The organism is Acetobacterium malicum subsp. dehalogenans DSM 11527, from assembly GCF_000472665.1.
Classification (GTDB): domain Bacteria; phylum Bacillota; class Clostridia; order Eubacteriales; family Eubacteriaceae; genus Acetobacterium; species Acetobacterium malicum.
Map to the genome: position 1 here is coordinate 47316 of NZ_AXAC01000032.1, position 11455 is coordinate 58770.

Here is an 11455-nt window from a genome sequence, read left to right on the forward strand (position 1 = left end):
TTCAACAGTCCTGAAATACTGTCGCTTTAGAGGGGATACCACCGCAATCGTTGCCGACTTTATTTCAAATTTTCTTTGTTTTTCTTGATGAGATTGACAAACAGCTTTTCATTTGGAGACATAGCTTCAATTTTAGCTGTTTTTAAATGATTGTAAAAAGCATCCATACTTTTTAATTGATCAATCAGTCTCAATAAGCTGTTATGCGCTTCCTGATCTTCCGGTGTTTGCGGTTTAACTTGGTCAAAAATGGTCTCCAGATCTTTTTTAGCCTGATTCATAATCGTTTGTGCTTCAATGTATTCCTGATTTAACATATTATTCTTCTTTCTGATTTTATTTTGGACTGTTATATAATGCTATTCTAAAACATTACAAGTGAATAATATCATAAAATCAGGATGGTTGTGAACTAAATCTAACTCTCCCATCAAAAAAGCGTATCAAACCTCGGTTTGATACGCCATCACAAGTCTAAAGTCTTCGGTATTTCTTTAACGCAGTCACATTTGCTAAAAACAGCACCCCAATAAAGACCACCGATCCCGCTAACCAGGGCCATATTTCGACAACCCCCTTACCTTGAATCATAATCATTTCCAGGGCTGTACAGCCATAATAAATTGGCGTGAGGTAACACAGGTTTCCCAGCCCAAAGGGAATGGTGTCAATCGGGATTAGTCCGGAAAAAAAGATCTGCGGAATGATGATCACCGGAATAAACTGAACCAATTGTAATTCATTGTTGGCAAAGATCGATACCAGCGCGCCCACCGAAACCGCCGAAAATGCCATCAGGATCATGACTAAGGTACACAAGGCTACCGATCCTTCCACCTGAAGCTGCAACACATAAACAGCGTACAAGATAATCACCACACTTTGAACTGCGGCCAGCAAACCATACCCCAGGGTATATCCGCCGATGACATCGATCCGTCTGATCGGGGTCATCAGCATCCGTTCCAGGGTCTGTCCAAACCGCTCGCGGACAAATGACATCCCCGAAAGAATAAAGACAAAGAAAAATGAGATCACGCCCAGAAAAACAAAGGACAGCGAATCGAGCTGATTATCCCCCGTTGATTCATAGACATAATCAATAATCAGCTCCTTTTGGGTTGGCTGCAAAGCTTTATTGGTATCCTGAATGGCTTCCAGAGCGACGGCAGATTTGGAATTTTTCTCCAGCAATTCAATGTGCGTCCCCGCGCTGTCGCTCCAGATCAGCGCATCGATTTCATTATCCTCCAGATAATCTGCGGCCTCGGGTTTTTCTGTTTCTTCACTAACCGTGGCATGGTTCTCAAGCTCTGCGACAAATTTTTCGCTCATATCATAAACGGCCAGCTTCGGCACATAGCTGGAATCGCTGAGAATAAAAAATAGCAACGTTAAAACCAATAGCGGCGCAAATAAAAGCAATCCCAATGATCGCTTATCATTTTTCATTTGACCCAGAATCCGTTTAACAATACTTAACATAATGGTGCCTCCGCTTCTGACTGATTGTCAATGAAAAATAATTCTTCAATATTACCATCGGGGGTCTGGGCGATTAAATTTTTAACCGTATCCCGGGCAATGATATGACCATTGCGAAGTAAGGCGGCGTCATCACATTGGGTAACCTCATCCATGACATGAGTGGTCACCACAATGGTGGTTCCTTCATTTCGCAGCTGTCTGAGATAAAGCCATATTTTGCGGCGCAGCACCGGGTCAACCCCCACCGTTGGCTCATCGAGCACCAACAACTTCGGTTTGTGAATCAATGCAACCGCCAGCGATATTCGTTTTTTCATCCCCCCGGAACAATCACGGATCAGTTTATTTTTACACGCTGCCATATCGACAATCTCGAGTAGCGCTTCGGCATCCGCTGCAAATGTTTTACGACTTTGTCGCTGCAGCCCGGCAAAAAACTTCAGATTTTCCCAGGCCGATAACTCTTCGTACAGCGCTTCATTTTGTGGCATATAGCCCATCTCGGCTAGCAGTTGGCGGTTTGGTACGGCGATACCACCGACTGTGACGCTTCCACCATCAGCGGGTATCGCGCCCATCATAATTCGCAGCAAGGTTGTTTTTCCTGAACCGGATGCCCCCAACAAACAAAAGATCCGGCCCCCCGCAATTGTCAAACTGATCTGGTTGAGAACCTGTTGTTGTTTAAATGATTTATTGACTTCACAGACTTCTATTTTCATTTTCCGTTACCTCTTCTTTATTTTTGGTTATCCCCATTTTAGCCCTGATCCTTATTAAATTCAACCAACAGACTTTTTCAAGCTGTTGGATTTTCTTGTTTATCCCAGCGGCTTCGTTTATAATCAAAATGAACGATCCTACTAAATGAGGTAAAACCAAGATGACTACGACTTTATCAAACACCGCCAAAGTTACCCGTCAAAACTTGATTGATTCTTTTTGGTTATTATATTGCAAAAAAAGCATTGAAAAAATTACCGTCAAGGAAATCTGTGACATAGCCGGCTACAATCGCTCGACTTTTTATGTTTATTTTAAAGATGCCTATGAAATTCCGGCAGAAATTGAAGAACAGACCATTACGGTGGAGGATTTTAAAAGCATTGTTATTAAGAACCTTTTTCACGGCAATCTTTTTCGTGATCATCGCAAAAAAGCCATTTTAAAATCAATTCTCGAATTTTTTGAAAAAAATAAGACCTATCTCCCGGTTTTATTGGGGGAAAACGGCGATCCCCACTTCAGGCAAAAGGTCTTGAAGAAGCTCACCCCGACGGTGCTGTCGATGTATAAAAAACTGACACCCCAGGAACTGCTGGAAGTAAGCTATTTAATGGAATACCAGAGTGCGGCTATACTCAGTACGATTGCAAAATGGTATGCCAACGACAAAGACCTGCCGACGGATCAGTTTCTGGAATTGCTTTTGGCCGTGACGACCAACGGCGTTCAATGCGAGCTATCAAAATACCGGCGCTGAATTTAATCACTTAACAAGCCAAACCGATTCTCATATGTGAGGGTCGGTTTTTTTATTGCCCAGACAGAATATTCATGACAGCGCAGCGCTCATCTCGATGACCGAATCTCATTCAAATAACGTTAAATATTTATCAAAGTATTCTTTATGACCATAACTCTTTTTTAAATTTCATAATCTTCCCTTGCTAAAAATCCGGTGTTATCATGTGGCCATCGGTTCGGTAGCAGAATTTTATCAAATTTTATCGTCCGATTATTTAGAAATTTATCTCTAAAAATGAAAGGGAAAAAGAAATGAATTATTCAGAAGAAAGTTTAAAAATGCACGAAGTGCATTCCGGAAAAATTGAGGTTATCTCAAAGGTGCGCATCGAAACCCGGGATGATTTAAGTAAGGCTTATACTCCCGGCGTCGCAGAACCCTGTCGCCGCATTCATGCGGATGCTGAAGATGTTTATAAGTACACCTCAAAGGGCAATATTGTGGCCGTCGTCACTGATGGCACCGCTGTCCTTGGTCTGGGGGATATTGGTCCCATGGCAGGTCTGCCAGTGATGGAAGGTAAAGCCATCCTGTTTAAGGAGTTTGCCGGCGTGGATGCCTTCCCGATCTGTCTGGATACAAAAAACGTTGATGAAATCGTTAAAACAGTAAAACTCATCGCTCCTGGATTTGGCGGCATTAATTTAGAAGATATCGGTGCTCCGCGATGCTTTGAAATCGAAGAGCGGTTAAAAAAAGAACTCGATATCCCGGTTTTTCACGATGATCAGCACGGCACGGCGATCATTGTTCTGGCCGGCATCATTAACGCCCTGAAAGTAGTTGGGAAAAAGATTGAGGATGTAAACGTCGTCGTTAATGGCGCCGGTGCGGCCGGTACAGCCATCGCTAAGCTGTTGCTTTCTACCGGCGTAACAAACCTGATTGCCTGTGATAAACCGGGAATCCTTTACCGCGGCATGGCCGGTCTGGATGATGCCAAAAAAGAACTGGCTGAAATAACCAATCCAGATAATATCCAGGGAACCCTGGCGGATGCATTGGTTGGTGCCGACATCTTTATCGGCGTTTCGGCACCCGGGATTGTCAGCCAGGACATGGTCCGTTCCATGAATCCGGATGCGATTTTATTTGCCATGGCCAACCCCACCCCGGAAATTATGCCGGATGAAGCCAAAGCCGCCGGAGCCCGGGTCATCGGAACCGGTCGTTCGGATTTTCCCAATCAGGTGAATAATGTTTTAGCTTTCCCAGGTATCTTCAGAGGAGCGCTGGATGTCCGGGCCACCGAGATTAATGAAGAAATGAAGCTGGCCGCCGCCCATGCCATCGCGGCCATGATTAAAGATGAAGATCTATCGGAAAATAATATCATTCCCAATGCTTTAGACAAGTCCGTTGCCGGTAATATTGCCAGCGCCATTAAAAAAGCAGCCAGAAAAACTGGCGTCGCCCGAATTTAAGAAAGGTAAATGAGGTGTAGAAAAATGCAAATTCCAATTAAGAAAACGCTGGATCGGATTCCCGGCGGGATGATGGTTGTGCCCCTGTTTTTAGGGGTGCTGGTCAATACCTTCTTCCCCCAATTTTTAGAGATTGGCGGTTTCACCACCGCCTTATTCAGCCCCAAGGCATCATCAACTGTTTTAGCCTGTTTTATGTTTTTAATCGGTTCCCAGATTAATTTTAAACTGGCCCCCAAGGCGATTAAAAAAGGCGCTTTACTGATTACCGGTAAGTTCATTGTCGGCGCCGGGATTGGTATCTTCGTTGGTTTAGTATTCGGCCCGGCTGGCGTCCTCGGCTTATCCCCGCTGGCCATTTTGGCGGCCTTAACCAACTGTAATGGCGGTCTGTATGCCTCCCTGGCTTCCCAATATGGAGACGAAACCGATGTCGGTGCCTATGCGCTGCTTTCGATTAAAGATGGTCCCTTCTTTACCCTGGTGGCTCTTGGGGCCTCCGGTCTGGCCCAGGTTCCTTTTATGGCCCTGGTGGGTGTGCTAGTTCCCATTGTCATTGGGATGATTCTGGGAAATCTGGACTCAGATATGCGGTCATTCCTGGGCAGCAGTAAAATGCTGCTGATCCCCTTCTTCTCCTTCCCGCTGGGTGCCAGTATGGACCTGCAGACCATTGTCACTGCCGGAGGGCCTGGCATTCTGCTGGGCGTGGTTGCCGCCATCACGGGTATCGGCGCTTATGTCATGCTGAAACTTTTTAAAGAAGAACCGATCATTGGTCTGGCAACCGGTTCAACCGCCGGCAATGCCGTTGCGACCCCGGCCGCTGTAGCCGCTGCCGACCCCACCCTGGCGGTAATTGCCACCGTGGCCACCGCTCAGGTTGCCGCTGCCTGTGTGGTCTCGGCCATCATCTGCCCCTTTATTGTCACCACGGCCTTTAAACTATTGCGTAACCATCAGGAAAAAAAGGCCCGATCAGGTCAATTTGCCCGCCAAACGGTAACCTCCGAAGCCGAAGCCGCCTGATCAATATTCCCCTGTATAAAAACGCGGAAACTAAGACAAGTTCGAAAGTTTTGAGATATAATGTCATCAACAAAATCTTTCCTGAGCGACTGTCTGTTAGTTTCCGCGTTTTACTGTTGTGTTTTTTGTCAATTGAAGAAACAGGTGAATTGAAATGAGAAAAAAAATCAAACTGCATACCAAGATTGCCCTGCTGGTTACCACTGTGGTTATCATTTCGATTTCCATTATTGTCGCTTTTGCGGTTTCCTGGATGACTAACATGATTGAGGATAAGGCCCGTACCAATCTGATGAATGTGTCGATGATGGTTGCCCATTCCGACGAGATTATCCAGGCCCTGGAAAATAGCGATCCGGACGGCCAGATTGCCAACTATGTCGACAACCTGCTCCCCGGTCTGGAACAGGTCGAGTACATCATTGTCGTGGATAAAGAGGGCATCCGCCACTCCCACCCGAATCCGGCGATGATCGGCCAGGCCTTTGTCGGCGGTGATGAACAGCGGGCCGCTGCCGAAGGCGAAGCCTATATCTCCGAAGCCACCGGCACCCTGGGTAAAGCGCTCCGGGCTTTTGCCCCTATCTATGATTCTAAAAATAATCAAGAAATCGGCTTTGTGGCTGTTGGTACCCTCACCGACAATATTGAGTCCGCCAAGAATACTGCCCTTTTATATATTGTTCTGATCAGTCTTGGCGCTTTAGCCGTCGGAGTTAGCGGCGCTTTTCTGCTATCCAACAACATCAAAAAGATTCTACTGGGGCTGGAACCCGAAGAAATCAGCCAACTTTACACCGAAAAAACGGGGATGCTGGAAGCCATCCATGAGGGCCTAATTGCCGTTGACAACGCTGGCCGTATTACCCTGATCAATGATGCCGCCATCGCGATTCTAAAATTCGGAGCCGGGTTCGACAAAGCCAATCTTCTCGGTCAGCATGTCGAAGCGGTTATTCCCAATACCGGGATGCTCAAGATCCTGGAAACCGGACAGTCTGAATTTGACCAGGAACAGCGCATTGATCATACCATCATTGTTACCAATCGCGTTCCAATCATGGACGGCTCTGCAATCATCGGTGCGATTGCCAGCTTCCGGGACAAAACCGAGGTGACAAAATTAGCCGAAGAACTGACCGGTGCAAAAAAATTGGCCTGGTCACTGCGAGCCCAGAATCATGAATTTATGAATAAGCTGCATACCATCTCCGGCCTGATCCAACTGGAAGAATATCATGAAGCCCTGGATTTTATTTCAGATGTGGCTAAAAGTCGCAATAACATCAGTGATATTTTAACCCGTAACATCCAGAATCCCGCGGTCTCAGCACTGTTACTGGCTAAATATGCCAAAGCCGAAGAATGCCGGGTTAAGCTGGTTATTAATGCCGAATCCCGGTTGACCCGGCTGCCCCGGTACATGACTGCTGAAGACATTGTTTCCGTCATCGGCAACCTGGTCGAAAATTCTCTCGATGCGGTTAAAAACGATGGTACCGGCCTGATTGAGATTAGAGTCCTGCAAAATGATGCGACCTTAACCATCCAGGTCCGGGACAACGGCGGGGGCATTCCGCTGGCTGATCAGGACAAAATTTACACCCAGGGTTTTTCAACCAAAAAAGACCAGCGCGGCAACGGCATGTATATCGTCAAAAATATCATCGACGCTGGCGGCGGAACCATCAGCCTTAAATGTGATGGCGGTGTTTTCTGGGATATCAATATTCCCATGAATCGAGGTGAAAATAATGATTGAGGTAATGATCGTCGAAGATGATCCGATGGTTCGGGATATTAATGCCAAATTTCTGGAACGGATTGACGGTTTCAAGCTCTGTGCCGCGGTGGCCAGTCTTGACAATGCGCGGAAGTACATTACCATTAAAAAACCGGATTTGATTCTGCTGGATGTCTATCTGCCGAATGAAAACGGCATTGATTTTCTCAAATGGATAAGGGAAAAAAATATTGATGTCGATATTATTTTAATCACCGCCGATAAATCGATTGACCGCATCCAGGAGGCCTTTCGCTACGGCGCTGTAGACTATCTGATTAAGCCCTTCAATTTTGAGCGGTTTAAAGAAGCCCTGCTGCAGTTTAAAAGCCGCCATGAGCAATTTAAAAAGAATCAGGAAATCGAACAACCGGATCTCGATCGGCTTATTTCAAATCCCGGTGCTGTTCCCCAATCCGACGATTTTGCCAAGGGCTTTAATAAATACACCTATCAGTCGATCTGGAATGAAATTGAAGCGCGTCACGTTGGCGACTTCACTGCCGATGTGTTAGCTGAAAAACTCGGTATCGCTCGGGTTACGGTACGGCGCTATCTGGAACATATGGAAAAAGAGAAAAAAATCAAAAAACAAGTTGAATATGGGAAGGTCGGCCGGCCCCAGTATCGCTATCATAAACTGTAAGACCACCATTCCTCCCCGGAACTTAAACAGCCCTTAAATAAGTCTTTGACTATTTAAGGGCTGTTACTTTATGCTATTTTTAATGCCGCTTTAACGATTCTTTTTCTCCTGGGCATTTTTTAGGCTCATTGCTTTTTCTCGGCATTCATCTGCATAGTCTTCATAGGCTTCCAGATAATCTTCATAATCGATGGTGCAATCGCGGTCTTCAAAAGATTTGCAGTATCCTTCCAGGGCTTTCCAATCCCGGCTGTAGGCATGAAAACTCAGGGCATGATGGGTATAGGAACCCAGCTCGTTGATCCCGGCTTCTCTGGCGATCGTTCTTGACAGTTCGATCAGGGCAAAAATATTCATGGCGACTGCCTTGACCCCATCATTGCTTCTAAATACTACGTCGGTATTTAATTTGCCGTCCTTAACAGTGTAATGAATGAGCTGCAGGCAGGGTGGATGATTTAGTCTGGCGGCCTCCTGATTGGCGACATGGAGAGTCGCCTGTCTGGTTCCCGGATCTTCTTTCAGTCTATTGATCACAAAATCAATGTTTTTGGAAAACAGATCATGATAGGTATAACCATACATGTCCTTTTCAAAATCCTTGGTACCTTCAACAATTTCCAGGACATAGTCCACCAGGGTTTCCAGCCCGGTTGGCATCGCCATGGTAATTTTTATATCCTGCACACTGTCGATATCCATCAGCAGATGAATTTCTTTTAAACTGTCTTCCCGATCCTGATTCTTCCCGATGACGATGTCGGCCTGATTCAAAGCCTTCATCGCCGCCTCGATGCCCTTATGCAGTTCGGTTTCGTGAATGTAAGTAACCATCATTTTCACATCGTATCAGCTGATCTCTAAATTTCAAACTGCTGACACGAGATCCTTTCATTTAATAATAACGTCTCCGTTAAACTGTTGCCTAGATGATCATACCATATTTGGGGGCAAATTTCATCATTGCAAAGTCAAATTTGGGCCACTTTATCGCTTCAATTTTGCATCGCTGACCATGATATCACGGCGGGTCTAAGATCTCTCTAATAGCTTTCTAAAAATTCTTCCGTTACAGCACCTCTTTTTATCGGCATCCCGTGGGAGGGGCAAATCCAATCGTATTGGAGCTCTTTGATGATTGAAATCGATCGCTTCGCTTCCTCTTGATCCCAGATTAAAAAGCGCGGCAACAGATCTAATTTGCCCCTGACCTCCTGAAATAAATCCCCAATAAACAATACATTTCGATATTGAAAAACTGTGTGTCCCGGTGTATGGCCCGGGGCATGAATCACCCGAACCTCCCCAAAGCATTGATTGGCCTGATAGCTGCCTGAAATATTCGGTTTAGGTGGGCGAGCCATTGTTTGCAGAATTCGTTTGATTCCCGGTCGATTTTTTTTACCAATAATATAGGGCACATCTTCCTGGGGTGCCCAAACCTCAGCTTGGGTGGCTTCCTGCAAGGCTTTAGCATTGCCGATGTGATCAATATCATGGTGGGTCAGCAGGATCTTTTTAATATTCTGAACCGCTCCGCCCAGCGCTTCCAGTTCTGCCAGAATCTTCTCTGCCAACCCTGGCATCCCTGTATCGATAAGGATCCCCTGATCTGACTGGATAAAAAACACATGACCGTGACTGGCACAATCAAGCTGATAAACATTTTCGATGATTTCCATCTTATTACCCTCCCAAAGCAAATTTTTGTCAGATTCATAAAAGAAAAGCGGCCAGAACGGCCGCTGAACAGTATCACTAATTGTAGATTCTGTCATCTTCGCGTAAAATTTCAGGCCTGTGCCTCGCGTTTACTTACCACCAAAGCAAGTCCGATCAACATGATCAGGGCTGCTCCCGCCACGGTAGCTTCCGATGCAGTGGCATCCACCCCGGTTTTGGGATTGGCTGAACTGGTATGATGTTTTTTGAATGTTTGCGTCGAAAGCGGTTCAAGATATAAACAGGCCGCATCACGATTCACATCCCCATAAATCGCACTGATATCAATGCTGCCTTCGGCCACAAGCGCCTTGGCGACGGCTCCGGATGTGCATAAATCAAGAATACCGTTATTTATGATAATCTTATTATAGGAGAACAACGCACCGGCATCACCATGATCAGCAATCGACTCGACAACCGTATAGCCGCCATTAAAAATCAGTTTGTCGTAAGCTCCGATACCGCGGCTGTAACTCGTTGGACTATCGGTGAAAGCGTTAATAGCTCCGCCATTAACGACCAGATCGCCAAACGCAAATAAACCAAAGGCCCCGGCATAATCGCTATTATAAGCGGTCACATCGATGTTCCCACCGTTAATGGTGAGATTACCCATTGTCATAACTTCAGCATTATCACCGGCCAGTATTCCAACCGCTGAGCTGGAGCTTTCATATCCGACCGCTGCGATATCATAGGTCCCACTGTCAATCACTAGATTCCCAACCACGTTGATGCCACCTCCCATTAAATCAGGGGTGGCCTGCCCTTCAGCAATCAGCGTGCCCGTCCCGCTGGCATTCATATCACCTTCAAGTTTAACGGCAAAACCATTATCGGTTTTGATACTATTGGTACCAAGCAGGACCAATTTAAACGGAACCGCTGTCGATTTGACATCCAACTTTTCGCCGATAAAATTATTTAATGTCAGCTCGTTGGCTACTGAATCATATGCATAGTCGGACCCGGTATTGGTGACCAGGACATCTATGATCACACCATTCTGAGTTAAGCACAAATATGTGGCTGCCTGGGTTTCGATTGTTTCCGGTTCAATCGTTGATATAACCGGCTGCTCCTCAACAATATTGGTTTCAGGACTATTATCGGCCGGCACCGTTATTTCAGTGGCAGTAGGTAGCAGGGTAATATCGGTACTGGTTGCCATCGTTTCTGTCAAAACAATCTCTGGATCTGCTTCTTCTGCGGTTACTAAAACCAGACCTAATTCGCTAGCCGGTGCTTGGTCACTGACATCTTCTCCGGCGGCCAAAGCTGAGACCGGAATCAGCATCGACAACATGGCCACAACCATCAGCAGGGATAAGAATTTTGATATTCGCTTCATTTTATTCTCCATTTCTAACTGCAATTCGATGTATTGCTGGGATTGACAGTGTTTGTTAAATAACTGCTATTCTATCTTTCCGTTTTTATTGTTTACATCATTGGATATGTTTACGATATCACAATCCAAGAAAAATGTCGATCAATTATTCCATCTTTCTTAGATAGCAACTGCCTCTTAATCAAAAATCAAATGATCGAGTAGCTAGAAATCCGGGTAATTAGTCCGGATTTCTTTGCTCTCACAGAACCGTGCTTACGTTTGCCGTACACGGCTCCTGAAATCTCTCACCGAATTAATAATAATTCGACAGTAACCCAACTTTATATTGACATAAATCGATGAGTCCCAGATCTTCAAAGTACTGGTTTGGGAGTAACATATGGATGATATGGACATTTGAATTCTTCCATTTCGTCACGGCCATCTTTTCACCACTACCTTTGATTCCCTGTTTTCTCATTGCCTTATGCATGGCTTT

At 45.5% G+C, this 11455-nt stretch carries 11 protein-coding genes and 1 pseudogene; 5 read left to right on the forward strand and 7 right to left on the reverse strand.

Annotated elements, in window-relative coordinates:
- Positions 1-59: 59 nt before the first annotated feature.
- The 3 genes from A3KS_RS0112895 to A3KS_RS0112905 all read right to left on the reverse strand — a co-directional run bounded on the left by A3KS_RS0112895 (position 60) and on the right by A3KS_RS0112905 (position 2210).
- A complete protein-coding gene (locus A3KS_RS0112895; RefSeq protein ID WP_026395270.1) occupies positions 60-317 on the reverse strand; it encodes a hypothetical protein in 258 nt (85 codons plus the stop codon).
- A gap of 157 nt (positions 318-474) precedes the next feature.
- Complete coding sequence (locus tag A3KS_RS0112900; RefSeq protein ID WP_026395271.1) at positions 475-1485, reverse strand: ABC transporter permease; 1011 nt, start codon at positions 1483-1485, stop codon at positions 475-477.
- The gene (locus A3KS_RS0112905) at positions 1479-2210 is read right to left on the reverse strand and encodes an ABC transporter ATP-binding protein (protein ID WP_026395272.1); all 732 of its coding nucleotides are present in this window, start codon (positions 2208-2210) and stop codon (positions 1479-1481) included. Before A3KS_RS0112905 ends, A3KS_RS0112900 begins: the two co-directional genes overlap by 7 nt.
- A 161-nt stretch (positions 2211-2371) precedes the next feature.
- Here A3KS_RS0112905 and A3KS_RS0112915 point away from each other — a divergent pair, with 161 nt between their 5' ends.
- The 5 genes from A3KS_RS0112915 to A3KS_RS0112935 all read left to right on the forward strand — a co-directional run bounded on the left by A3KS_RS0112915 (position 2372) and on the right by A3KS_RS0112935 (position 7898).
- Positions 2372-2971 (forward strand): TetR/AcrR family transcriptional regulator, encoded by a 600-nt coding sequence (locus A3KS_RS0112915; RefSeq protein WP_026395273.1) that lies wholly within the window; start codon positions 2372-2374, stop codon positions 2969-2971.
- 296 nt (positions 2972-3267) lie between these two features.
- On the forward strand, positions 3268-4440 hold the full coding sequence (locus A3KS_RS0112920) for an NAD(P)-dependent malic enzyme (RefSeq protein WP_026395274.1): 1173 nt from the start codon (positions 3268-3270) through the stop codon (positions 4438-4440).
- A 24-nt stretch (positions 4441-4464) separates the two neighbouring features.
- Positions 4465-5469 carry a 2-keto-3-deoxygluconate permease gene (locus tag A3KS_RS0112925; RefSeq protein ID WP_026395275.1) on the forward strand — a complete coding sequence of 335 codons (1005 nt, stop codon included), beginning with the start codon at positions 4465-4467 and terminating at the stop codon, positions 5467-5469.
- Positions 5470-5623: 154 nt separating this feature from the next.
- The gene (locus A3KS_RS0112930; protein ID WP_026395276.1) at positions 5624-7231 is read left to right on the forward strand and encodes an ATP-binding protein; all 1608 of its coding nucleotides are present in this window, start codon (positions 5624-5626) and stop codon (positions 7229-7231) included.
- Positions 7224-7898: a response regulator gene (locus A3KS_RS0112935; RefSeq protein ID WP_026395277.1), complete on the forward strand. Its 675-nt coding sequence runs from the start codon at positions 7224-7226 to the stop codon at positions 7896-7898. The genes A3KS_RS0112930 and A3KS_RS0112935 overlap by 8 nt, the downstream gene beginning before the upstream one ends.
- A gap of 90 nt (positions 7899-7988) precedes the next feature.
- Here the strand turns inward: A3KS_RS0112935 and A3KS_RS22725 are convergent, their stop codons facing one another.
- The 4 genes and pseudogenes from A3KS_RS22725 to A3KS_RS23770 all read right to left on the reverse strand — a co-directional run.
- Positions 7989-8735 carry a thymidylate synthase gene (locus tag A3KS_RS22725; RefSeq protein WP_051355869.1) on the reverse strand — a complete coding sequence of 249 codons (747 nt, stop codon included), beginning with the start codon at positions 8733-8735 and terminating at the stop codon, positions 7989-7991.
- Positions 8736-8941: 206 nt separating this feature from the next.
- Positions 8942-9580: an MBL fold metallo-hydrolase gene (locus A3KS_RS0112945; RefSeq protein WP_026395278.1), complete on the reverse strand. Its 639-nt coding sequence runs from the start codon at positions 9578-9580 to the stop codon at positions 8942-8944.
- Between the two features lie 110 nt (positions 9581-9690).
- Entirely contained in the window at positions 9691-10974 is a 1284-nt protein-coding gene (locus tag A3KS_RS0112950; RefSeq protein ID WP_026395279.1) for an LPXTG cell wall anchor domain-containing protein, read from the reverse strand.
- Positions 10975-11269: 295 nt separating this feature from the next.
- Positions 11270-11455, reverse strand: a pseudogene (locus tag A3KS_RS23770) (group II intron reverse transcriptase/maturase); the annotation flags it as partial.